The sequence below is a fragment of the Nocardia lasii genome (assembly GCF_042658545.1).
Lineage (GTDB): Bacteria > Actinomycetota > Actinomycetes > Mycobacteriales > Mycobacteriaceae > Nocardia > Nocardia lasii.
The window spans coordinates 309,666-332,337 of the sequence record NZ_JBHSQN010000013.1 but is presented as its reverse complement, the minus strand read 5'-3'; the positions used below and the strand labels follow the sequence as shown (position 1 = coordinate 332,337).

General features: G+C 69.0%; 26 protein-coding genes and 1 tRNA gene. 14 read left to right on the top strand and 13 right to left on the bottom strand.

From position 1 onward, the window contains the following. The first annotated feature begins 6 nt into the window (after positions 1-6). Together ACFP3H_RS19945 and ACFP3H_RS19940 are read left to right on the top strand one after the other, a co-directional pair. The gene (locus ACFP3H_RS19945) at positions 7-966 is read left to right on the top strand and encodes a TIGR03557 family F420-dependent LLM class oxidoreductase (protein WP_378608224.1); all 960 of its coding nucleotides are present in this window, start codon (positions 7-9) and stop codon (positions 964-966) included. Between the two features lies 1 nt (position 967). Further along, on the top strand, positions 968-1,744 hold the full coding sequence (locus tag ACFP3H_RS19940; RefSeq protein WP_378608222.1) for a DUF72 domain-containing protein: 777 nt from the start codon (positions 968-970) through the stop codon (positions 1,742-1,744). 14 nt (positions 1,745-1,758) lie between these two features. Here the strand turns inward: ACFP3H_RS19940 and ACFP3H_RS19935 are convergent, their stop codons facing one another. After that, positions 1,759-3,792, bottom strand: a complete 2,034-nt coding sequence (locus tag ACFP3H_RS19935; RefSeq protein WP_378608220.1) for a CocE/NonD family hydrolase — start codon at positions 3,790-3,792, stop codon at positions 1,759-1,761. Positions 3,793-3,947: 155 nt separating this feature from the next. Between ACFP3H_RS19935 and ACFP3H_RS19930 the strand changes: the two genes are divergently transcribed. From ACFP3H_RS19930 to ACFP3H_RS19910, 5 genes are all read left to right on the top strand, one after another. Further along, entirely contained in the window at positions 3,948-4,598 is a 651-nt protein-coding gene (locus ACFP3H_RS19930; RefSeq protein ID WP_378608218.1) for a TetR/AcrR family transcriptional regulator, read from the top strand. 74 nt (positions 4,599-4,672) lie between these two features. Continuing rightward, entirely contained in the window at positions 4,673-4,912 is a 240-nt protein-coding gene (locus ACFP3H_RS19925; RefSeq protein WP_378608216.1) for a three-helix bundle dimerization domain-containing protein, read from the top strand. Between the two features lie 37 nt (positions 4,913-4,949). Continuing rightward, positions 4,950-6,035 carry an S-(hydroxymethyl)mycothiol dehydrogenase gene (locus ACFP3H_RS19920; protein ID WP_378608214.1) on the top strand — a complete coding sequence of 362 codons (1,086 nt, stop codon included), beginning with the start codon at positions 4,950-4,952 and terminating at the stop codon, positions 6,033-6,035. Further along, positions 6,029-6,655: an MBL fold metallo-hydrolase gene (locus ACFP3H_RS19915; protein ID WP_378608427.1), complete on the top strand. Its 627-nt coding sequence runs from the start codon at positions 6,029-6,031 to the stop codon at positions 6,653-6,655. The genes ACFP3H_RS19920 and ACFP3H_RS19915 overlap by 7 nt, the downstream gene beginning before the upstream one ends. A gap of 507 nt (positions 6,656-7,162) precedes the next feature. Then, a complete protein-coding gene (locus ACFP3H_RS19910; protein ID WP_378608212.1) occupies positions 7,163-7,330 on the top strand; it encodes a hypothetical protein in 168 nt (55 codons plus the stop codon). Positions 7,331-7,335: 5 nt separating this feature from the next. Here the strand turns inward: ACFP3H_RS19910 and ACFP3H_RS19905 are convergent, their stop codons facing one another. Together ACFP3H_RS19905 and ACFP3H_RS19900 are read right to left on the bottom strand one after the other, a co-directional pair. Then, complete coding sequence (locus ACFP3H_RS19905; protein WP_378608210.1) at positions 7,336-8,928, bottom strand: serine/threonine-protein kinase; 1,593 nt, start codon at positions 8,926-8,928, stop codon at positions 7,336-7,338. Between the two features lie 70 nt (positions 8,929-8,998). Then, positions 8,999-9,454, bottom strand: a complete 456-nt coding sequence (locus tag ACFP3H_RS19900) for a DUF6892 domain-containing protein (protein ID WP_378608208.1) — start codon at positions 9,452-9,454, stop codon at positions 8,999-9,001. A 128-nt stretch (positions 9,455-9,582) separates the two neighbouring features. On the opposite strand from ACFP3H_RS19900, the gene ACFP3H_RS19895 reads away from it, so the two are divergent. Continuing rightward, positions 9,583-10,107 (top strand): hypothetical protein, encoded by a 525-nt coding sequence (locus ACFP3H_RS19895; protein ID WP_378608206.1) that lies wholly within the window; start codon positions 9,583-9,585, stop codon positions 10,105-10,107. Next, a complete protein-coding gene (locus tag ACFP3H_RS19890) occupies positions 10,104-10,295 on the top strand; it encodes a hypothetical protein (RefSeq protein ID WP_378608204.1) in 192 nt (63 codons plus the stop codon). The genes ACFP3H_RS19895 and ACFP3H_RS19890 overlap by 4 nt, the downstream gene beginning before the upstream one ends. Positions 10,296-10,386: 91 nt before the next feature. Here the strand turns inward: ACFP3H_RS19890 and ACFP3H_RS19885 are convergent, their stop codons facing one another. The 4 genes from ACFP3H_RS19885 to ACFP3H_RS19870 form a co-directional block, all read right to left on the bottom strand. Then, positions 10,387-10,785 carry a DUF4870 domain-containing protein gene (locus ACFP3H_RS19885; protein WP_378608202.1) on the bottom strand — a complete coding sequence of 133 codons (399 nt, stop codon included), beginning with the start codon at positions 10,783-10,785 and terminating at the stop codon, positions 10,387-10,389. 145 nt (positions 10,786-10,930) lie between these two features. Then, the gene (locus ACFP3H_RS19880; RefSeq protein ID WP_378608200.1) at positions 10,931-11,185 is read right to left on the bottom strand and encodes a Txe/YoeB family addiction module toxin; all 255 of its coding nucleotides are present in this window, start codon (positions 11,183-11,185) and stop codon (positions 10,931-10,933) included. Continuing rightward, a complete protein-coding gene (locus ACFP3H_RS19875) occupies positions 11,182-11,322 on the bottom strand; it encodes a type II toxin-antitoxin system Phd/YefM family antitoxin (RefSeq protein WP_378608425.1) in 141 nt (46 codons plus the stop codon). Before ACFP3H_RS19875 ends, ACFP3H_RS19880 begins: the two co-directional genes overlap by 4 nt. A gap of 48 nt (positions 11,323-11,370) precedes the next feature. Then, a tRNA-Asn gene (locus tag ACFP3H_RS19870) sits at positions 11,371-11,443 on the bottom strand. Positions 11,444-11,654: 211 nt separating this feature from the next. Here ACFP3H_RS19870 and ACFP3H_RS19865 point away from each other — a divergent pair. Then, entirely contained in the window at positions 11,655-11,900 is a 246-nt protein-coding gene (locus tag ACFP3H_RS19865; protein WP_378608198.1) for a hypothetical protein, read from the top strand. 87 nt (positions 11,901-11,987) lie between these two features. Here ACFP3H_RS19865 and dnaG read toward each other — a convergent pair whose 3' ends face one another. Genes dnaG through ACFP3H_RS19850 form a run of 3 tightly spaced genes read right to left on the bottom strand, consistent with a single transcriptional unit; the run spans position 11,988 to position 15,823 of the window. Continuing rightward, the gene (gene dnaG / locus ACFP3H_RS19860; RefSeq protein ID WP_378608196.1) at positions 11,988-13,913 is read right to left on the bottom strand and encodes a DNA primase; all 1,926 of its coding nucleotides are present in this window, start codon (positions 13,911-13,913) and stop codon (positions 11,988-11,990) included. A gap of 25 nt (positions 13,914-13,938) precedes the next feature. Then, a complete protein-coding gene (locus ACFP3H_RS19855; RefSeq protein ID WP_378608194.1) occupies positions 13,939-15,210 on the bottom strand; it encodes a deoxyguanosinetriphosphate triphosphohydrolase in 1,272 nt (423 codons plus the stop codon). Beyond that, positions 15,194-15,823 carry a YdcF family protein gene (locus ACFP3H_RS19850; RefSeq protein WP_378608424.1) on the bottom strand — a complete coding sequence of 210 codons (630 nt, stop codon included), beginning with the start codon at positions 15,821-15,823 and terminating at the stop codon, positions 15,194-15,196. The genes ACFP3H_RS19855 and ACFP3H_RS19850 overlap by 17 nt, the downstream gene beginning before the upstream one ends. A gap of 190 nt (positions 15,824-16,013) precedes the next feature. Between ACFP3H_RS19850 and ACFP3H_RS19845 the strand changes: the two genes are divergently transcribed. Both ACFP3H_RS19845 and ACFP3H_RS19840 read left to right on the top strand, forming a co-directional pair. Beyond that, complete coding sequence (locus ACFP3H_RS19845; protein WP_378608192.1) at positions 16,014-16,181, top strand: hypervirulence associated TUDOR domain-containing protein; 168 nt, start codon at positions 16,014-16,016, stop codon at positions 16,179-16,181. Beyond that, a complete protein-coding gene (locus tag ACFP3H_RS19840) occupies positions 16,178-16,459 on the top strand; it encodes an MGMT family protein (RefSeq protein ID WP_378608190.1) in 282 nt (93 codons plus the stop codon). The genes ACFP3H_RS19845 and ACFP3H_RS19840 overlap by 4 nt, the downstream gene beginning before the upstream one ends. Before the next feature lie 3 nt (positions 16,460-16,462). On the opposite strand, the gene ACFP3H_RS19835 is transcribed toward ACFP3H_RS19840, so the two are convergent. Further along, on the bottom strand, positions 16,463-17,140 hold the full coding sequence (locus tag ACFP3H_RS19835; protein WP_378608188.1) for an MBL fold metallo-hydrolase: 678 nt from the start codon (positions 17,138-17,140) through the stop codon (positions 16,463-16,465). A gap of 58 nt (positions 17,141-17,198) precedes the next feature. Between ACFP3H_RS19835 and ACFP3H_RS19830 the strand changes: the two genes are divergently transcribed. After that, on the top strand, positions 17,199-19,181 hold the full coding sequence (locus tag ACFP3H_RS19830; protein ID WP_378608186.1) for a TPM domain-containing protein: 1,983 nt from the start codon (positions 17,199-17,201) through the stop codon (positions 19,179-19,181). 6 nt (positions 19,182-19,187) lie between these two features. Here the strand turns inward: ACFP3H_RS19830 and ACFP3H_RS19825 are convergent, their stop codons facing one another. Beyond that, positions 19,188-20,492, bottom strand: a complete 1,305-nt coding sequence (locus ACFP3H_RS19825) for a diacylglycerol/lipid kinase family protein (RefSeq protein ID WP_378608184.1) — start codon at positions 20,490-20,492, stop codon at positions 19,188-19,190. A gap of 275 nt (positions 20,493-20,767) precedes the next feature. Here ACFP3H_RS19825 and ACFP3H_RS19820 point away from each other — a divergent pair, with 275 nt between their 5' ends. After that, on the top strand, positions 20,768-21,241 hold the full coding sequence (locus ACFP3H_RS19820) for a GyrI-like domain-containing protein (RefSeq protein ID WP_378608182.1): 474 nt from the start codon (positions 20,768-20,770) through the stop codon (positions 21,239-21,241). A gap of 24 nt (positions 21,242-21,265) precedes the next feature. On the opposite strand, the gene ACFP3H_RS19815 is transcribed toward ACFP3H_RS19820, so the two are convergent. After that, a complete protein-coding gene (locus ACFP3H_RS19815; RefSeq protein WP_378608422.1) occupies positions 21,266-22,561 on the bottom strand; it encodes a phthiocerol/phthiodiolone dimycocerosyl transferase family protein in 1,296 nt (431 codons plus the stop codon). Between the last annotated feature and the right edge of the window lie 111 nt (positions 22,562-22,672).

The window sequence follows — 22,672 nt, the reverse complement described above, 5'->3', positions numbered from 1 at the left end:
TTCGCCATGCAGCTCGGATTCAAGTTGGCGGCCGAGGCGTTCGGACCGAAAGAGCTTGTGCGACAAGCTGTTCGGGCCGAATCTGTCGGCTTCGATTTCGTCGAGATGAGCGATCACTTCCACCCGTGGCTCGACAACCAGGGCCACTCCCCCTTCGCCTGGTCGGTGCTTGGCACGATCGCGGCGAGCACCGAGCGCCTCGGCCTCGCCACCGGGGTGACCTGCCCGATCATCCGCTACCACCCCGCCATCATCGCCCAGGCCGCCGCCACGACCGCGCTGCTGTCCGACGGGCGGTTCACCCTCGGCATCGGGGCCGGTGAGCGGCTCAACGAGCACATCGTGGGGCACGATTTCCCGCCGGTGCTGATCCGGCATCGGATGTTGCGGGAGGCGCTCGAGATCATCCGACTGCTGTGGCGCGGCGGTTATCGCAGCTACTACGGGCAGTATCTGTCGCTCTCGGACGCGCGGGTGTTCGACCTGCCCGCGACGCCGCCGGTGCTCGCGGTGGCCGCAGGCGGGCCGGGCGCGGCCACGATCGCCGCCGAACTCGGCGACGGGCTCTTCGCCACCGAATCGGACCCCGAACTGGTGCGGACATTTCAGCGCAAGGGCGGTTCGGGGCCGCGCTATGTCGAGATCGGGGTGGCCTTCGCCGAGAGCGATCGGGCGGGCGCGCAAGCCGCGCTGTCGACGAATCGGTGGTCGACCGGCGGTTGGAAGGTGATGAGCGAGCTGCCCAATCCGGCGAACTTCGCCGCCGCGTCGACGACGGTGCGGGAGGCGGACATGCTCGAATCGTTCGTTTGCGGCAGTGATCCGCAACCCTATGTCGAGGCGGTTCGCGCGGCCGTCGACGCCGGTTTCGACCACATCGTGCTGATGAACGCGGGCCCCGACACCGACGCGTTCCTCGACTTCTTCGACAGCGAACTCGGGCCACTGCTGCGCGCGCGGGGCTGAGGTGACCATGTACGTCGGCACGTCCGGCTGGCAGTACCGCGACTGGCGCGGGGTGCTGTATCCGCCGGGCGTGCCGGTGCGGTTGTGGCTCGAGCACTACGCGACGGCGTTCGCGACGGTCGAGTCGAACAACGCGTTCTATCGGCTGCCCAGCCGGGAGAACTTCGCCGCCTGGCGGAAACGCACGCCCGCGGGTTTCGTCATGGCGGTGAAGGCGAGCCGCTATCTCACCCACATCAAACGCCTGCGCGACCCGGCCGAACCGGTGCACCGGCTGCTCGACCACGCCGCGGGCCTCGGCGATCGCCTCGGCCCGATCCTGCTCCAACTACCGCCCACCCTGCGCGCGGACGCCGAGCTGCTCGACGAGTGCCTGCGCTGCTTCCCCGACTCCGTGCGGGTGACGGTGGAACCGCGCCACGACTCGTGGTGGACCGACGACATCCGATCGGTACTCGAGGCCCGGGGCGCGGCACTGACCTGGGCTGACCGCGATTCCAAGCCCGTCACCCCGCGGTGGCGGACCACCGACTGGGGCTACCTGCGCCTGCACGCGGGGCGCGCGAAACCGCTGCCCTCCTACGGCACGCACGCGTTGACCGGCTGGGCGCACCGCCTGCTCGACACCTGGTCGGCCGAGGAGGACAGCTACGTCTACTTCAACAACGACCACGGCGGGGCGGCGGTGCGCAACGCCGTCACCTTCGCCCACCTCGCCGCGTCGGCGGGCGGGGATGTGACCCGGGTGCCCGACCTGCATGCCACCCCACGGCGTTGACACCGCCGTGTCGTTCACCAGCCGGGATCGGCCCCCAAGGGGATATTGACCCAGCTCGGACGCGCCGGGTCCAGCTCGAGATGCTGTGTCTTCAAGCCACTTTCGTTCAGCAACGGCCGCAGCGGGACCACGCTGGGGAAGTTGCTGGGGAACACATCCACGCGCAGGCGGTGGCCGGGCAGGAGCACACCGTCGGTGCCGCGAATGCTGATGTCGACCGTGGTCGGCTCACCGGGGACCACCGGTTGGCGGGAGTCCAGGGTGAGGAACGGGAACGGCTCGGTGTAGTCGCCGTTGGGCGATCTGGTCGACTTGGACTCGTCGACCGCACGCAGCGAGGCCATCACCTGACCCTGCGTCCAGACCGTCGAACGGCCGTCGGGGGCAACATCATTGACCGTCACCGTCCAGTAGCCGTCGGTCGCGTCGAGCACCGTGTTGAGGTGGGCGGCGATCGAACCGGAGATCCTGGTCGGCCCGGTCACCGGGGCCGAGGTGAAGGTCAGGCCCGCGCTTTCGGCGATGCGGGCGTCCTTCAGGCAGACATCGGGCAGCGGCAACAGGCCCGCCATACCGCGCGCGGCATCGCGCGAGCACAGCGTGGTCAGTCCGGGTTCGATCGACACACGCTGGGCCGCACCGGGTTCGGTGACCAGACTGCCGTCGAAGCGGGCGCCCGGCGCGGTCCCCGAGGAGGCGCCGTCGAGATACATCCGCCGGTACTCCATCCCGGGACGCGGGAACGAGACATCGCTGGTCCACTGCTCACTTCCCTGCTGCCACAACGCGACCGGGTCGTAGCGATCGATGCCGTTGTCGATTCCCTTGAGCCACTTGTCGAACCACGCGCGCTGCAACGCGTCCAACGGCGCGGGGCCGCCCGGCTGACCCATGCCCGAGCTCAACGTGATGTGGTAGATGTCGTCCATGACGAGCTTCTTCTGCTCGGCGGGCACATCGACCGCGTTGTAGATCTGCGGGGTGGTGTGGGTGAACAGGTCGTGCCAGCCGCCGTAGACGAAGGTCGGCACCCGCACCTGATCCGGCTTGCCGATCCAAGACGTGCGCAGCGGGCTGTCGTCGTCGAGGATCGGGGCCAGCTCCGGCGGGATCTGGTCGACGGTCGGCGTGCTCAGCGCCGCGATCAGCACATTGAAGAAGGTGAACGGGTCGCGGATGCGATCGGCCAACCAGACCGAGTCGAACGTGCCGGTCAGGATCGACACCATGTCCGGCAGCAGTTTCGCGCCGTTGACGGCGAGCAACCACATCGGGATGAAGCCGATGCCGAGGTTGCCGCCGGGCGCGGCCACGTCGCGAATCAGGTCGCTACCGGGCACGATCGGGAAGATCGCCTTCAGCGCTTCGGGGTGACGCTGGGCGGTCTGGACCTGGTTGATGCCCGAGTAGGACACCCCGCTCATCCCGATCTTGCCGTTGGACCAGCCCTGTTTCGCCGCCCAGTCCACGACCTCGGGGCCGTCGAGTTGCTCGCGTTCACCGAACACCTGCCAGGTGCCCTGCGAGAAACCGGTGCCGCGCACGTCGACCACCACCTGGGTGTAGCCGCTGCGGATCAGGTTCCGGTCGACGGCGAAGGTGCGCGCGGCGCCGCCGGGCACGATCCGCAGCATGTCGCTGAGGCTGCTGAAACCGAACGGCGAGAAGTCCAGGTTCGCCAACACCGGGTTCAGCAGTTCCGACAGGCCCGGCACCGACAGGGTCGAGTCGGCGACGTTGGACACCAGCTTGGTGTAGGGCGTCATGTTGACGATCGTCGGTGTCGGCGCCGCGATCGGCTGCCCGTCGGCCCCGGCCGGGTGATAGACGTTGGCTTTCAATACCGTGCCGTCACTCATGGTGATCGGCACGTCCCACTCGATGAAGATGTTGGGGTATTGCTGCGCTGCGCTGTGGGTGGCGACGAACTGCGCGTCGAGGCCCTCCGCGTTCGGTGATGCCTGGCCGACCGGCGCGGATGCGACGGCGCCTGCGAAAACGACGACGGCTGCGACGAGCGCAGCCAGCCGTCCACGATGTGTGATCATGCTTCGGTTCAGCCCTCCACCATCGGGAACCATGACGTTCCCGTACCGCAAAGTAACGTAGCGTGCGTCACGTTCGATCGCAAGAACATGTTCTGGGCAATCCACGATCAGCGCCCGCGCGCTCCCCGCCGCGATCACCTGACAGAATCTCCCCTGTGACAGCGCCCGAACTCGACGACGGCCGCCGCTACCGCGGCGCCGCGCCCGGGCAGCGTCAGCAGGAACGCCGCACCCGGCTGATCGACGCGGCCACCGACGCCTTCGGTATCGACGGCTACCGCAACACCACGGTCACCACCATCTGCGCGACCGCCGGGGTCGGCAAACGCTACTTCTACGAATCCTTCTCCGACAGTGAGGATCTGCTGCTCGAGGTGTATCGCGAGACGGCCGCGCGGATGATCGAGGCCATCCACACCGGCCTGCGCGACGCCGACGCCGACGTGGACCAGCAGGTGCGCGTCGCCCTCACCGCGTACTTCCAGCTCATCCTCGACGACCCCCGAGTACCCCGCATCGCGTTCTTCGAGATCCTCGGCGTGAGCCCCGCGGTCGACCGCGCCTACTACGACGTCCTCGACGCCCTGGTCGACATCTGCCTCGCCCTGATCACCCCCCACGTCGACCTGGAAACCCACCCCACCGTCAGCGTGCGCACCGTCCTGTTCGGCCTGGTCGGCGCGATCGTGATCATCGCCCAGAAATGGGTCCTCGACGACTACCACCAACCGATGACCGACGTGGTGGACAGCGCGTGCCTGGTGGTCAACGCGGTTTTGGCCAAGCTCGGGCCCGAAACCGGTTAGGCCCCACAGAGTTCTCGGCGAACAATCAGGCGTCGGTGCCGTTGATCGGCGGTGACTGTGGGTAGGCCAGGAGTATGACCACTAACGAGAACCGACAGCTCGATGAGGTCATCGAGCGGTTGATCATCCGGTACCCGACCATTGCCCCCGCCGAGCTCGCCGACATCGTGCACAACGTGTACGACGCGTTCGGGAAGGTGCATATCCGTGACTATGTGCCGTTGCTCGTCGAGCACCATGTGAAGGAGGAGCTCGGCACGCCGACCGGGGAGATCCCGCCCATCCCGGATCGGTCGGGTGTGCGCTCGGGCTAGCGTTGACGGAGCTCACGTCAACCATGAGGAGGTCCGCATGCCCGACACCGTCCGCGGGGTCATCGCTCGCGCGCAGGATGCGCCGGTCGAAACCGTCGACATCGTGATTCCCGATCCGGGGCCGCACGATGTGGTGGTCCGCGTCCAGGCCTGCGGGGTGTGCCATACCGACCTGCACTATCGCGAGGGTGGGATCAACGACGAGTTCCCGTTCCTGCTCGGGCACGAGGCGGCCGGGGTGGTCGAGACGGTCGGCGCGGCGGTAACGCATGTGGTGCCAGGCGATTTCGTGGTGTTGAACTGGCGGGCGGTCTGCGGGGAGTGTCGGGCGTGCCGGCGGGGGCGGCCCTGGTACTGCTTCGACACCCACAACGCGAGTGTGCCGATGACACTCACCGACGGCACCCCGCTCACTCCCGCGCTCGGGGTCGGCGCGTTCGCCGACAAGACGCTCGTGCACGAAAAGCAGTGCACCAAGGTCGATTCCGAGACCGACCCGGCCGTCGCGGGGTTGCTCGGCTGTGGCGTGATGGCCGGGATCGGCGCCGCCGTGAACACCGGAAACGTCTCGCGCGGTGACAGTGTCGCCGTGATCGGCTGCGGTGGCGTGGGCGACGCCGCCATCGTCGGCGCGCGCCTGGCCGGTGCGGGCACGATCATCGCGATCGACCGCGATCAGCGAAAGCTGGACTGGGCCGAGGACTTCGGCGCCACCCACACCATCGACGCGACCAGCGAGGACGTGGTCGAGCGGATCAAGGAGCTCACCGACGGCTTCGGCGCCGACGTGGTGATCGACGCGGTCGGCCGCCCCGAGACCTGGCAGCAGGCCTTCTACGGCCGCGACCTGGCAGGCACCGTGGTGCTCGTCGGCGTCCCCACCCCGGAGATGACGCTGGAGATGCCGCTCATCGACCTGTTCTCGCACGGTGGGTCGCTGAAGTCCTCCTGGTACGGCGACTGCCTGCCCGAACGCGACTTCCCGATGCTCATCGACCTGTACCGGCAGGGCCGGTTGCCGCTGGATCGGTTCGTCACCGAGCGCATCGGCCTCGACGAGGTCGAGCAGGCGTTCACCGCGATGGGCGAGGGCAAGGTCCTGCGTTCGGTGGTGGTCTGGTGACCCGCATCGAAAGAGTGGTCACCTCGGGCACTTTCGCGCTCGACGGCGGCACCTGGGACGTCGACAACAATGTGTGGCTCCTCGGGGACGACACCGAAGTGCTCGTCATCGACGCCGCCCACGACGCCGACGCCATCGCCGCCGCGGTCGGCAACCGGCACGTCACCGCGATTCTGTGCACCCACGGCCACAACGACCACGTGACCGTCGCCCCCGAACTCGCCGAGCGCCTCGACGCCCCCGTCCTGCTCCACCCCGGCGACGAGCCCCTCTGGCGCATGACCCACCCGGACGCCTCCTACCACTCACTCGCCGACACCCCCCGAATCACCGTGGCAGGCACCGACATCGACCTCCTGCACACCCCCGGCCACTCCTCCGGCTCGGTATCACTGCACGTCCCCGACCTGGCGGCCCTGTTCACCGGCGACACCCTCTTCGCCGGCGGCCCCGGCGCCACCGGCCGCTCCTTCTCCGACTTCGACACGATCATCGACTCGATCCGCGACCGACTACTCACCCTCCCCGAGGAAACCACCGTCCACACCGGCCACGGGGACACCACCACCATCGGCACCGAAAAGCCGGCCCTGGCGGACTGGATCGCCCGCGGGCACTGAGCTGGACAGTTGATCACCAGGCACTCATGGATGAATTCCGCCCGAATTTCGACCATGGTTGCCTGGTGATCTTGTATCCAGCCGGGAGGGGATCTCAGCTGGTCCAGTCGACGCCCTCGGCCATCGTCAGGAGTTTGTCGCGGCGGTGGGGGCTGGTTTCGCCGATCCAGGAGATCAGGTCATGGCGGTGGCCGTAGCCGGTCAGGCGGCGGTCGACGAGGTTTGCCAGGCGCGGCGAGGTCGGGGCGCCCTGCGGGAGGTGCCGAACGGTCGCCGACTGTGGCGCTCGGCGCGGGGGTCCGGTCCCCGCACGGTCTACCTCCTGCGGCGGCGTCTGCCCCTAATACCCCTAACTCCCCCCGGTACGGCCCCCAATAGTCGGCGGTGGGGGTGACCTCGGGGGTGGGGGCGGCTTACGGTCGGTAACGAGGCCTCAGCAGTTCAGCACCGTCCTTCGAGCGGCATCGCCGCCGACAATCCGCACGTCCGACCCCGAAAGGGAAGATGATGACCGACGCGATGAGCACCCCCGAGGCCCCTATCAGCACCCCGCTGCGACGCCTGGCCGGCCGTCTTCGGGGCTGCCTGCCGCCGCACTGGCAGGCCGAGGTGGTCGACGTGCCCGCGCGGTTGCGTGAGGCCGCCCAGCCCACACTGCGGATCAGGACCGCCTGAGCCGCTCAGCCCGCCCGTTCGACGCGGGCGATGCAGAAGCCGTTCGCGGCGTGGTCGAGGGTGAAGTCGACCGTGGTCGTCGCACCGTCCCCGCCGGTCACCGGCGCGGCGACGGTCACGGCCGAACCGGTCGAGTCGCGCACCGTGAGCGCCGCGAACTTCTTCACCCCGGACAGCACCGACCCCGGCTGGGCGTCGCGACACAGCAGGGGGTAGCTCGGTTCGACATCGGCCGGGTTCACCGGCAGGCCGACCGCCCGACTCAGATACCGTTCGACCGTGTAGCGGGCCTGTTCGTCGGTGAGCCCGGTCTCCGTCGGAGCACCGACGATCGGACACCCGTATTCGGACCGTAATTCGCTGGGGCGCAAGCTCACTCGCAGGGTGTCGTTCTGCCAGTACGGTCCGAACCGGCCGTGACTGCCAGGGCGGCGTACCGCGTCGGAGATCTGTTCCGCGTCCCCGCACATGCGGGGGATCTCGGTGGGCGACTGGGTCCAGCATTTGCGGGTCAGGGCGCCCAGATCGCCGGCCAGCACGTCATCGAACCAGGGGCGAAGGACCGTCGCCGCGGTGGGACTGTCCGCGACCGCGGCGATCTGTCCGACCGGAACGGTCGAATCCGATTCGCTGACGAGGGCGAACGCGCCGACCCCCGCGACGAGTACCGCCGCGCCCGCCCCGAGCACGACCCATCGCGTCCGCGCACGACGCGGCGGGGTTTCCCGCGACAGCACAGCGGTGTCGCCGGTCGTTCGGCCGGTCAGCGCCGCCACCGCCGCGTCCGCGAGCTGCCCGCAACTGGCGAACCGGTCGTCCGGATTCTTCGCCATCGCCCGCGCGATCACCGCGTCCAGCGCGGGCGGCAGCGCCGGATTCGCGGCCGAGGCGCGCGGCGGCGGTTCGATCATGTGCGCGCTGATCAACGCGGCCGCACTCTCCCGCTGAAACGGAACGAACCCGGTGAGCAGCTCGTAAAGGGTGCCGCCGAGGGCGTACACATCGGTGCGCACGCTGAGCGGATCGCCCTCCAACTGCTCGGGCGCGGCGTAGGCGAGGGTGCCGAGCACCGAACCCGCCGACGTGAGACTGGTCGTCTCGCCCATGCTGCGCGCGATCCCGAAGTCGGTGACCAGCACCTCGTCGGTGCCGTCGTCGGCACGCGCGATCAGCAGATTCGCCGGTTTGATGTCGCGGTGCAGCAGCCCCTGCCGGTGCGCGTAATCCAACCCCTCGGCCGCCTCGGCGACAATGCGCACCGCCCGGTGCGGGGTCAGCACCGACAACCCCTGCCGCAACAACTGCGCCGCGTCGAGCCCGTCCACGAACTGCATCGCGATCCACAACCGGTCACCGTCGACCCCGCGGTCGAAGATCTGCACGACATTGGGATGCCGCAACCGCGCCGCCAGATCGGCCTCCCGCTCGAACCGCGCCCGAAACGTCGGCTCCACCGCGAGCCGCGCGTCGAGCACCTTCACCGCGTCCCGACGCGGCAACCGCGGATGCTGAGCCAGATACACCGCCCCCATCCCACCCCCACCGAGCCTGCGCTCGATGCGATACCCCGCCAAGCTCGCCCCCGAACCGAACTCCATCACCGCTCCTTCGCCACGACCGCCCCCAGGCTATCCGCCCCGCCCGACCGGCGAACCCACCCGCGCCGCGCTACTCCGCGTGCTCGCGCTCGCCCAGCACCACTACGTCAATTCCCCTACCGCGCAAGGTTTCCCACATAGAGCGAGGCAATATCTCGCACCCTACGACCACCCGTCGAAGATTCGGCAGCAACGCGAGGTCATCGAGGGCGGTGACATCGAACATGTCGGATTCACCATCCCAGTGGGGACAGCACTCGAAGTAGATCGGAAGGCCGCCGTCGACACCCAATTCCTCGACTCCGGCGAGAACGTCGGCGGACAGGTCGAGGTTGCCGAAGTACGCCGCCGCGTCGGGCATGACCTGGTCGAAGTAATGGGTGTGCGAGTGGTCCCACAGGTCACCGGTGAAGCCGGACGCCTCCATCGCCTCCTTCAGCGACCACGGCGCGAGGCTGGGCGACTCCCCGAACATCAGTTTGTCGATGACGAGCAACTTGACATTGAAATCCACGAACACGGTCATGGCGGCGAAGTCTAAGGGAGCTATACGACAAGCAACCCATCACGCGCTGGCGGCGGCAGGCCGAACTATGTTGTCTTGCAGGGCTTTACACGCAGTCGATGACGGCACACGCCGGCCGGGAGGTTCTGATGAAACACTCACTGTGGGAACGTCTTTCCCCCGAGTCGCGCGCGCAGGTCGACGAGCTCATCGTCCGCCATCGGAAACTGCCCGCCATCATGGTGGTTCGCGACGCGCTCGACGATCCTCGGCCGGGGATCTTCGAGTCCCAGCAGATGCTCTTCGAGCGCCACCTCGAGCTCGGCACGCCCTGGGTCAGGATTACCCCGCCACTGGACCTCGACGAACTGACCGCGCGAGTCGCCGCCCTGCCCCGAACGCCCAGCTCCATCGACGCCCGCTGGGACAGCGACACCGACGGCTGGTTCGTCACACTCACCGCGATCGCCACGCACCCGGACGCCGAACACCACCTCGCCCTGCTCCGACACGGCACCGACATCCGCCTGCTCACCGACAACAGCTCACCCTGGTCCGAAGCCACCGAAGCCACCACCATCGGGCCCGCCCTGGCCGCCCGCTTCGGCCTGCCCTTCCACTTCGAGCGCCCCGGTCGGCCACCGTCAGCCACAGGCACGCTGCACCGCTTGTGAATTCGAGGGAACGGGGCAATCGACTACGCAGGACGGTCGCGCTCGTCATCACCGGCGCGGCCGTCATCGCCGCAGCCGCACCGCTCGTCGTCGCGCCCGGACCCGGCCGGGCACGTCTGGCGAAGGTCGTCGTGACGCTGCTGGTGGTCCTCACCGCGCTGCCCGTGATCGCACTGCTCACCGCCTGATCCACCCTGTCCGCGCAGACACCAACGGCCCGAGACGATCTCGGGCCGTTGCGTTGAGGAGGACCTGACTGCACGTGGTTCGCGTATCCGGCTACTTGACCGCGGCCGCCAGCTGATCGGCATACGGGGCAACGAATTTCCCGACGATCGGAAGGTCCGCGCGGGCGCCACCGTTGCTGTTCGCCTGGAGCATCGCCATCACCCAGACGACGATCGCGAAGACCGCGAGGGCGAGTCCGGCCAGGCTGAAGATGATCCCCACGAAACCGAGGAGCGAGCCCACGATGCTCAGCACGACGTTGAGCACCGAGACCGCTCCGAAGAAGACGACCGATTGCGCGGCATGGAATTTCACATCGGGATCGTTCTTTCCGACGAAGAGGAAGATGATCCCGGTAACCCAGCCCAGCACGTACGACAGGATGGCGCTGGTCTTCTTGTCCAAGCCGGTGGACTGGGGGTGGTTCGGGGGAAGCTGAGAAGATGTCATGCGGTAAGTAGACGCCGCGCGACCCCACCTACCGATCCCAACTTTCCTCTGAACTCAAAGGTCACAGACCCACCGACCAGGATTCATCGCGTCCCCCAACCCCGCTGACGGCCATATCGCGATCGGGGCGCGGGTGTGCGGATGTTCAGTAGTGGTATCTGGCCTGGACGACTGTGATTGTCTCCCCCGAGACCGAATAGACGAGCCGACGTTCCGTGTCGATGCGGCGGGACCAATAGCCCGACTTGTCCCCGCGCAGCGGCTCGGGCTTGCCGAAACCGTTGAAGGGATCACAGGTGATGTCGTCGATCAGACGGTTGATGCGGATGGCGACCTTACGGTCGGTGCTGACCCAGTGTGTGTAATCTTCCCAAGCGACCTTGACGAAGACGACTCTCATCGGTCCCCTTCTGGCTGGAACTCCACCACATCCCCTGATTCGGCCTGCGCGATCCCCTGAGCCAATCGGGCCGCGTTGGCAGGCGATCGCAACAGGTAGAGCGTCTCCTGCATCGAGTTGAAATCCTCTTCACTCAGCAGGACACAACAAAAAAGGCCCCCACCCGTAAGCGAGGACCTCTACTGCTCCCCCATCTGGACTCGAACCAGAAACCTGCCGATTAACAGTCGGCTGCTCTGCCAATTGAGCTATAGGGGATTGCCCTGAGTGGTTGTCTCAGGCGGTCTGCTTTGGCGGGCTGACCGAGATGAAACTTTAGCGTATCGGGTCGTTGGATCCCAAATCGGGGCGCTACCTGCGGACATGTGGTGGTAACGATGTGTCGGGGATGGGGGTGGCCGGATCGACAGGGGTGGGGCGGCTGGGGCAGGATGTAGCACGCACACAGACGTGGGAGGAGCTTCAGGAGATGCTGCGGTTGATCATCGGCGTAGCGGCCGGTTATGTGCTGGGCACCAAGGCCGGTCGGGCGCGCTACGAGCAGATCACCGCGGCCTCGCGAGCGGTCGCGGGTAGCCCGGTGACCAAGAAGCTGGTGTCGGCGAGTCGGCAGAAGCTGTCGGACAAGTTGAGCACGCGGCCGAAGTTGGAGCCGATGGAGCCGATCGACGAGCGAACCACGGTGCTGATCCCGCACAACCAGCTGCGCCGCTGAGCTCAGGGTCGCAGGCGGCCCGCGTCGCTAAGCGGAGTCCGTCGCGGGCGAGCACCTACGCGCGGCGGTCGGTATCGCGAACTGAGCTCAGGCGCCCGCCGCGTAACCCTCGTTGCCCATCGCCTGGGCGGCCAGGCTCTTGCGGTACTGCTCGAGGGCCACCAGGTCGCCGAACAGGGCCATGTAGGTGTCGGGTTCCTCGCTGGCGGACAGTCGCTGGAGCTTGGATTTGAGTTCGGCGATCTGGCGGCCGACCCAGGCTTCCTGGGTGCGGGCGAGGATGCCGGTGATGAAGCGCGGGATGTCGTTCTGGGTGCGGACCGGGAGCTGCTCGTTGGCCAGTTCGGAGACCAGGGCGCGGATCATCAGGTCGTCGGTGTGGTCGGCGACCGCGGCCACCCATTCGGCGCCGCCGAGACCGGCCGCCGTGCCGCCCGCCTTGGCGATCATGATGCGGACCGCGATGTAGGCGGGGTGGGTGAAGGCGGCGGTGTCGATGGCGTCGAAGGACACGCCCGCGATGCCGGGGTATTGCAGTGCGGCGCTGAGGGTTTGGCGCTGGGCGTAGAGGACCGGGTCGTTGGGGGCCGGGCGCACCGAGGAGCCCTCCTCGGCGCGGGGCGCGGGCAGGGCGGCGGCGCCGGTTTTCAGGGCGGGTGCGGTGGGGCCGCCGGCACGGTTCTTCTTGGCTTCCTCGCCGACGCGGCGCACGACCAGCTGGATGTCGTCCCAGCCGACCCAACCGGCCAGTTTGGTGGCGTAACCCTTGCGGGTGGCGTTGTCCTTGATCTGGGCCACGACGGGCACCGTGCGGCGCAGCGCCTCGACGCGACCTTCGACGTCGTCGAGGTTGTGTTCGGCCAGCAGGCCACGAATCACGAACTCGTAGAGCGGGGTTCGCCGGGCCACCAGGTCGCGCACGGCGCTGTCGCCGGAGTGCTGGCGCAGTTCGCACGGATCCTGGCCGTCGGGGGCCACGGCGATGTAGGTCTGACCGGCCAGGCGCTGATCGCCGCTGAACGCCTTCAGGGCGGCGGCTTGGCCCGCGGCGTCACCGTCGAAGGTGTAGATGATCTCGCCGCGCCAGAAGTTGTCGTCCATCAGCAGGCGGCGCAGGACCTGCAGGTGTTCCTCGCCGAAGGCGGTGCCGCAGGAGGCGACGGCGGTCTTCACCCCGGCCAGGTGCATGGCCATGACGTCGGTGTAGCCCTCGACGACGACGGCCTGGTGCGCTTTGGAGATGTCGCGCTTGGCGTGGTCGAGGCCGAACAGCACCTGAGACTTCTTGTACAGCAAGGTTTCCGGGGTGTTGACGTACTTGCCGGGCATGGTGTCGTCGTCGAACAGCTTGCGCGCGCCGAAGCCGATCACCTCGCCGCCGAGGTTGCGGATCGGCCACAGCAGGCGACGGTGGAAGCGGTCGATCGGGCCGTGCTTGCCCTGCTTGGACAGCCCGGCCGCCTCCAGTTCCTTGAACTCGAAACCGAGGCGTTGCAGGTGCTTGGTCAGGGTGTCCCAGCCCGCGGGCGCGTACCCGCAGCCGAACTGCTGCCAGGCGGCCTGGTCGAAATTGCGGTCGGTCAGGTACTTGCGCGCGACCTCGGCCTCGGGCTGGTGCAGCAGGCCCATGTAGTACTCGTGCGCGGCGGCGTTGGCGGCGACCAGGCGCGAGCGGGTGCCGCGGTCGCGCTGGACCGAGGTGCCCCCGCCCTCGTAGTTGATCTGGTAGCCGACCCGGTCGGCCATTTGCTCGACGGCCTCGACGAAACCGATGTGCTCGATCTGCTGCAGGAACTTGTAGACGTCACCGCCCTCGCCGCAGCCGAAGCAGTGGAAGAGCCCGTGGTTGGGGCGCACATGGAACGACGGCGACTTCTCGTCGTGGAACGGGCACAGACCTTTGATCGAGTCGGCGCCCGCGCGCTTGAGCGCCACGTACTCACCGACTACATCTTCGATCCGGACACGTTCGCGGATCGCCGCGATATCGCGATCTGGGATTCGTCCGGCCACGGTGCCCGAGTCTAGTCGGGTCGGGTCAGCGGCAGTCCAGCGAGGCGGCGACCCGTTCGAACCGGCTCTCGGTGTAGGAGGCGATCTGGTCGATCACCACGCGCACGCGGGCGGCCTCGGTGGTGGCGGCGTTGAACCAGGGCAGCAGCTGGGCGTCGAGGTGGGCGGGAGCGGTGGTGAGCAGGCGGTCGGCGACGGCTTGGACGCGGTCGCGCTGGGTCTGCTGGCGGGCCAGGTGGCCGGGGTCGGAGCGCACGTAGCGCAGGGCCACGGTCTTGAGGACGGCGACCTCGGCGGCCACCACCGGCGGCACGATCAGGTCGGCCTCGTAGCGGCGCAGCGGGCCCTGGCCGTAGCGCTCGTGGGTGGCCGCGATGGCGGCGGTGGCGAAGCGGCCGACGAGTTCGCTGGTGAGGCGCTTGAGGGCCACCGAGGCGGCGAAGCTGCCGTCGTAGCCGGCGGCGTCGCGCACGATGTCGAGTTCGGACAGGCGTTGCGCGGCGGCGGCCAGTGCCTCGATCGACTGGTCGGGGTGTTGGCCGTGGCCCTGCTGCGCCAGCGCGGCCTGTTCGGCGGGGTCGGCCAGGGCGCGCAGGTCGATGCGGCCGACGATCACGCCGTCCTCCACGTCGTGCACCGAGTAGGCGACATCGTCGGACCAGTCCATGATCTGGCACTCGAGGCTCTGTTTGCGTTCGGGCGCTTCCTTGCGGACCCACGCCAGGCGCTCGAGGTCGTCGTCGTAGGCGCCGAACTTGGTGCCGGAACCGCTTCTGCCCCACGGGTATTTGAGGGTGGCGTCCAGGGCCGCGCGAGTCAGGTTGAGCCCGAAGCTCTCTGCGTCGTCGTCGAGGATCTTGGGTTCGAGGCGGGTCAGGATACGCAGGTTCTGCGCGTTGCCCTCGAAACCGCCGTACTCGTCGGCGAATTCGTCCAGGGCGCGTTCGCCGTTGTGGCCGTAGGGCGGGTGGCCGATGTCGTGGGCGAGGCCGGCCAGGTCGACGAGGTCGGGGTCGGCGCCGATGCCGTCGGCGATGCTGCGACCGATCTGGGCGACCTCGAGCGAGTGGGTGAGCCGGGTGCGCGGGGTGTCGCCCTCGCGCGGGCCCATGACCTGGGTCTTGTCGGCGAGGCGGCGCAGTGCGGCGGAGTGCAGCACGCGGGCGCGGTCGCGGGAGAACTCGCTGCGGTGTCCCTTGGCCGCGGCGCCGGGCCAGGCGATCTTGCCGGGCTCGTGGACCATGCGTTCCTGGTCGTGCGGGGTGTAGTCGTCGGTCATCTCACTGTCCCGCCTCATAGGAGAAATCTGCCGAGAAATGGGTGAGCTGGTACCACAGCAGCGCCCCGGTCTCGCGGGCGATGCCGTGGAACTGCGACTCCCTGGTGTAGACGGCCGGGCCGGTGCGCGTGGGTGCGGTCCATGCCTGGAGACCGGCGTCTCGTGCCATGGTCCTGGTGCGCAGTGAATGCCACGGGTCGCTCACGAGTACGGCCGATGACAAGTCGCGCTCGCGCATCGCCGACGCGACGGCTTCGATGCTGCGCAGGGTGTCGGAGCCGGTCTCGACGGCCAGGATGTGCTCGCTGGGCACGCCCTTGTCCTCCAGATACCGTTTGCCGGAAGCGGCTTCGGTGTAGAGATCGCCCTCCTGCTTGCCGCCGACGGTGATCACCAGCGGCGCCACGCCGAGGTCGTAGAGCCGCCACGCCTGATACAACCGCGCCTCGAACACCGACGACGGCGTGCCCGAATACTGGGCCGCGCCGAGCACCACGATCGCGTCGGCGGGGGTGTAGTCGTCGATCCGCGCGACCTGCCACACCCGCACCGCGGTTCCCGCGACCAGCACCAACCCCATCAGCACCGCGCCGACGACGAGCCGGACGATCCACACCGAGGCCGTCGACATCACCCCGCGTCGCTGCCGGACATCAGGGGCGGGCGCTGTTCGCGAGTAACCCGATTTCACCTTCGTCAGTCTGCCAGGTCGGGCCGACACGCCGTGGCGTCAGCGGTCACCGCCGGATTCCGTTCCGGTGAACTACTGCTTCGCCCGGCCGCGTCCCTAGACTGGATCTCCCGACGTCGAAGGGGACGAGATGGTTGCGCAATTCGCGGTGGGCGATATCGAAAAACACACCCACGACGTGGATTTCCACGGGTACACCCATCACTGTTCGCCCGCGGACCCGCAGTACTCGATCAAGAGCGACAAGACCGACCACATCGCCCTGCACAAGGGTGGGGCGCTGACGAAACTGCCATGAGTGTCGTCGATCAGGTGCGCGAGGTGGTCGTCTCGATTCCGGTCGGGCGGGTCGCCACCTACGGCGATATCGGACGGGCGATCGGTGTCGGGCCGCGGCAGGTGGGGCGGGCGATGAGTCTGCTCGGTGCGGATGTGCCGTGGTGGCGGGTCACCTATGCCGACGGCAGGCCCGCGACCTGCCATGACGGTGGGGCCTTGGCGCTGCTCGTCGCCGAGGGCACTCCCCTGGTCGGCGAGAAGGTGGACCTTCGCCGGGCCAGGGCGGCGTTCGACTGAGGCTCACCAGCCGCGGGCGCGCCATTCGGGCAGGTTCGGGCGGTCGATGCCGAGGGTGGTGTCGTCGCCGTGACCGGGGTACACGACGGTGTCGTCGGGGTAGGCGTCGAAGAGCGCGGTGGTGACGTCGGACAGGAGGGTGTCGAAGTCGGTGGGGCTGTGGGTCTTGCCGACGCCGCCGGGGAACAGGGAGTCGCCGGTGAACAGGTGGGTGTGGCCTTCGGTGTCGGTGAGGGCGAGGGCGATGGATCCCGGGGTGTGGCCGCGCAGGTGGATGACCTTCAGGGTGAGGTCGCCGACATCGATGGTGTCGCCGTCTTCGAGGCGACGGTCGGGGCGGACCGGAATGTGGTCGGCGTCGAGGATGTGGGCGGCGGTGGGGACATCGAGGGTTTTGGTGACCTCGGTCAGGGCCTGCCAGTGGTCGGGGTGGCGGTGGGTGGTGACGATCCGCTCGATCTGGCCGGGGGTTTCCAGGGCGGTCAGTTCGATGATGCGTTCGGCGTCGTTGGCGGCGTCGATGAGGATCGCCGCGCCGGTGGTGGCGCACTGGACCAGGTAGGTGTTGTTGTCCATCGGGCCGACGGACATCTTCACGATGCGGGCGCCGGGGACGTCGCGCTGCTGGGCGCTTCCGCTCGCGGTGACGTGGCCGGTGTAGTGACGATCGACTGTGACCATGGGGCGATCCTAGAAGCCATCGGCTGTACTTGTCGGGCGCGACCGATAGATTCGACGCATGCCGCTGTCGCCGTTGCGTTTCGCCCCTCTGCTGCGTGTACTCGTCGCGATGTTCGCGGTGGTCGGGGTGCTGTGCGCGCCGAGTGCCGTCGCCGAGCCGCCGCAGCGGATGGGTCCGCGGGTCGTCGATGCCGCGAACGTGCTCGACGCGGGCGACGAGGCGCGGGTGAACGCGGCGGTCGACGCGCTCGCTCGCGATCACCAGGTGAAGCTCTGGGTGATCTACGTGCGCGATTTCGGGTCGATGGCGGCGCGCGACTGGGCGGCGCGCACCTCGGCGCTGTCGGGGTTCAGTGAGCGTGACCTGCTGCTCGCGGTGGCGGTGGAGGATCGCGGGTACTGGCTCGACGGCACCCTGCCCGACAGTGTGAACGAGACCGAACTGGACTCGATCCTCGGCGGTTCGGTGGAACCCGCACTGGCGCAACAGGAGTGGGCACAGGCCGCGGTCGACACCGCGGAGGGGATCGGTTCGGCGATGACGGGCACCCGGGTGCCGTGGGGTGCGTTGGCGTTGATCGGGCTGGTGGTGCTCGTGGCGGCCGGTGGATTGATGCTGTTCTCGCGCAAGCGGCGTGGGGATCGGGAGCGGGCCGAGCTCGTCAACGCGCGAGCGCTGGACCCGACCGATTCGGCGGCGCTGGCGCGGCTGTCGCTGCCGACCTTGCACGCGCTGTCGCGGGAGCGACTGGTCGAGATCGACGACGCGGTGCGCACCAGCGAGGAGGAATTGGCCCTGGCCGCCAGTGAATTCGGCGATACGGCGGTGACGCCGTTCCGGTCCGCGCTCGGGGCCGCCCGCGCCGCCACGGCGAAGGCGTTCACGATCCGGCAACAGCTCGACGACGCCATCCCGGAGACGCCGGATCAGCAGCGGGCGATGTTGATCGACCTGCTCGCCACGGCGGGCAAGGCCGATCGCGAACTCGACGCGCAGGTCGCCGATTTCGACGCCATGCGCGACCTGCTCATCGACGCGCCCGCCCGGCTCGACGCGCTCACCCGCGACATCATCGACCTGACCGCCCGGATGCCGCGCTCGGAAGCCGAACTGGGGCGGCTCACGTCGAATTATCCGGCGTCGGTGATCGCGCCGATTCGCGACAATGTGCGGATGGCGCGGGAGCGAGTCTCCTTCGCGGAGAACAACATCGAGACGGCGCGTGCCGCGCTGGCCCAGCCCGTCGGGCAGCAGGGTGGCGCGGTGGCGGCGATCCGGGGTGCGGAGGGGGCGATCACCCAGGGTCGGGCGCTGCTCGACGCGGTCGATCAGGCCGCGGCCAATATTCAGCAGGCTCGTGACGGGCTGCCCGCCGCGCTCGCGGAACTGCGCGCCGATCTGGGTGCGGCGAAGAGCCTCGCCGAATTCGGTGGCGCCGACCTCGCCACCGCGATCGCCACCGCCACCGCCGCGCTGAACACCCCGAATGCCGACAGCGACCCGCTCGGCACCTTCCACACCGCGGTCACCGCCGACGCGGAATTGGACCGGGCGATCGCGGCGGCCTCGGATCGCAAACTGGCAGTGGAGGATCTGCGCCGTCGACTCGACCGGACACTCACCGACGCCGCCGCCCGGATCGAGGGCGCGTCCTCGTTCATCAGCACGCGACGCGGCGGGGTCGACGCCGAGGCACGGACGCGACTGTCGGAGGCGCAGCGCCATCTCGACGAGGCGCGCGGGCTGGCGGGCAGTGACCCCCAGCGCGCGCTGATGAGCGCGCAGACCGCGGCCGAGCTCGGGGGGCGGGCGATGCAGCAGGCGCAGGCGAGTGTGCGGGCGTGGGAGACGCGCCAGCCGATGGCGGGTGGGTCGCAGACCGGGGCGGTGCTGGGTGGGATCCTGCTCGATGGGTTGATTCGCGGGGCGATGAGCGGGGGTTCGCGGGGTGGGTCGCGCGGTGGTGGTGGCGGGTATCGGCCGGGGTCGTATGGGGGGTCCTCGGGCTCGCGCAGGGTCAGCCGGGGTGGCAGGTTCTGATCGCGGTCAGCCTCGGACTATGCGCCACAGATGTACCCAATCCACCGCGACCGCCGGAGGTCGGACGCCCGGTCTGGTTCTCGGGACCCGGACTCGGAGGTCTCCCGGGCGGATGGTGCAGCGTACGGGGGTTCGTAGGAGCATCGATTCGCCGTCGACGCCGGCGGGGATCTCTTCGGTGTCGGCCTCGATGATCACTTCGACCGGCAGTTGTTGGGACAGGCCGCGTAGGCGGGTGCGGCGGAGCAGGGCGACCGCCTCTCTGGTGTTGGACACCGAGAGGGTGACCGCGCCGAGTGCGCCGCGATCGAGTCGCGCGCGGCGGTTCAGGCCCGCGAGGTCGTTGGTGTCGTAGGGGTTGTTGCTCACCAGGATGGCCTGTGGGCCCGGCACGACGGTGTCGCCGATGCGGCCGATCAGGGTCGGGCCGCGGTGGCCGGCGAGCAGGTCGGGGAGCAGGGCCAGGACCGTGGCGGCCTTGTCGTCGCGGTACTCGGGGCTGCGCACGATCTCGGCGTAGACCCCGAACGAGGCGTTGTTGACGAAGGGGCGGTCGTTGACGGTGCCGAGGTCGACGCGCAGTTCCACCCCGTCGCGCAGGGCGTCCAGCGATCGGGCGGGGTCGGCGCGGTCGAGGCCGAGATCCATCGCGAAGTGGTTGCGGGTGCCCGCGCTGATCACCAGGAAGGGCAGGTCGTGTGCGGCCGCGACCGCCGCGACCAGGGCCTGGGTGCCGTCGCCGCCCGCGACACCGAGCAGATCGGCGCCGTCGGCGACCGCCTGTTCGGCCAGCGCGGTGACGTCGATGAGGTCGGGGCCGTCGAGCAGCGCGACCGTGGCGCCCAGCTCCTCGGCCTTGCGCACCAGGTCGAATTCGGCGACCTTCCCGCCGCCGGAGCGCGGATTCATGATCAGGAACGGGCGCCGCGGCGGGGCGACGGAGTATTCGGGCATCGCCGTCTCCGCGGCACTGCGACGCAGCGCGGTACGGGCGGCGGCGAGCGCGGCCAGGGCGAGCGCACCGGCGACGAGCACGACCCACAGCAGGTGTTCGCGCACGAACCAGATCGCGACCAGGATCGGCGCGAGGATCGCCACGGCGAGCGAGAGCCAGCGCAGCACTCCGGTGTGTCGGAGAAACGAGTAGAGCGCGGCCACCGTGATCACCAGGCTGCCTGCGCAAGCGGCGAGCAGGGCGACAGCGCCGACGAAGCCGGCGGCGAGGATCGGGACCACCGCCGCGGCGACGGCGCAGAGCAGCGCCGCCCACGCCCACCAGCGGCGCGCGCGGTCACCGGGGTGTGTCGCCACCGGCTACTCGGCGCGAGTGAACTCGGACTTGCGCTTGATCTCCAGCTTCGCCACGACCACTCCTGACCTGGATCAGCACAGGTTCGTCTCCTGCGCGGGGCCGCTGACCTCGCGGTATGCACGGAGGTTACCGGCAACTCGGTCGGCGGGGTTCACCCGTTTCGGATGACCCGCAGGCGCCGCCCGGTGCGGGACCATCGCGGGTGAGTTGATGGCCGATCCGCCGGGCGGACGAGCCACGCGCCATACCGACCGAATCAGTCCAGGAGGGCCTCTTGTCCGAGCCAGATGTGGTGATCAAGTCGGTGCCCGCGGTTCGGGTGGCCGAATCGTCGAGTTGGGCGGTGGGATTCGAGTCGCAGGCGATCAGTCCGGTGATCGGGCCGCTGTTCAGCGAGTTGTCGGATCGGCTGGAGAAGGCCGGGATCGCGATCGCGGGGCCCGCGCTCGCCTGGTACGACCGGCGTGACGACGGGACGGTGGGGGTGCACGCGTGCGTGCCGGTAGCTGTGGAACCCGCAGCGGCGCCGGACTTTTCGATTGTCGAGCTGCCGCCGCTCGCGCAGGTGGCGAGTACCGTCTATCGCGGGAATGTGAACGGTATCGGCGCGGCCTGGCAGGCGCTGACCCGGTGGGTGGCGGACAACGGGTTCAGCACCGGCGCGCCCTGTCGCGAGGTCACGCTGGAGTGGACGCCCGACCCCAACGGGTGGGTCACCGAGCTTCAGCAGCCGCTCGTGCCGAAGTAGCGTGCGCCGTCGTGCCGGTCGAACTCAGGCGGATGCGGCTTCCTGGTCGGCGGCCGACCAGGTCAGTTCCGCGACGACCGTGTCCAGGAGTTCGGCGGCGTGGGCGCCGCCGCCGAGTCGGCCGATCGTCAGGCGGCCCAGGTAGGTGTAGACGAGGAAGGTGACGGCCGCGGACGCCCCGGTCGAGGGACGGGGGTGGGCGGAGAGGTAGACGATCTCGTAGTCGTCGAGAACCAGGTCGGCGGGGGCGCGGAAGGTGGGCACCGTGCCGGTGTTGGTGAGGGCGACGTGGCCCGCGGTGGAGTGGACGCGGGCGGGCCCGTAGAAGTCGGGGAAGTGCAGGACGGACTGTTCGATCACCCCGTCGGCCAGGTCGTTGTGCAGGCTGGTGCCGATCCGGCGGGCGAGTTCGACCAGGTCCTCGGTGTCGGCGGCGTCGGTCACGAACGCGGCGAGACCCGCCAGGTTGGTGCCCGCCTCGGCCGCGACCGGCGGGTCCAGCCGCCTGCGCAGGTCGACCGGGTACACGCACGACACGCGATCGGCCCCGGACAGCTCCGCGTAGGCCCGCAACACCGCCGCGGTGACCAGCCCGTTGACGCTCACCGCGTGCGCGCGCGCCGTGTCGAGCACCCGCGCGGTCGCGGTCGGGTCGAGCTGGATCCGCTCGGGTCGCGCCAACGCGGGCGGTGCGGGCTCGGACCGTTCGACGGCGATCGGATCGGCGACGACGAGCGGTCGACTCACCGATTCGAGCCCCGACCGCTCCCCGCGCCCGATCCCCCGCTCGGCCAGCAGCAGCTCGAGCGAGACCGGATACCCGGCCACCTGCGTCGAGTCCGCCTCGGCGCGCGCGATCGTCCCGGTCTCCACGTGTTCGGTGTAGTAGTCCCACAGCCGCGCGAACAGCTCGACACAATGCCCCGCGTCGGCGACGCTGTGGTGGGCGAACAACGTGACCCGCGCCCGATCCTCTTCGGCGAGAACCACATCCAGGTACGCCAACTGCGCGCCCGGATCCATCGACTCGGCCGGAATCCGCACCTCGTCGGGATCGCCGAAGCTCACCCACGCGCCGACCGGTTCGATATGCCCCGGCAGCAGCAGGATCCCGGTCTCGTCGGCGTCCTCGACGATCCGGCAGACCAGGATCGGGAACGTCGCCTGCAGGGCCGCGAACGCCGCGCCCAGCGCCGCCGCGTCCAGTTCGCCCCGCACCGTCACCGATCGTCCGGTGAACGTGGCGTGCCGAACGAATCGTTGTTCCGACGGGTCGAGCACCCGCACCACGTCTTCCGGTTCCCACAGCACATCGCACATCGTGAGCCACGCGCCGACCCAACGCAAACCGTCAGCTACGCACTGTGATCACCTGCACGCCGAAACAAGATCACCACGCTCCGGTGGCGGGCTGTCGCGCGAAAAACCGAC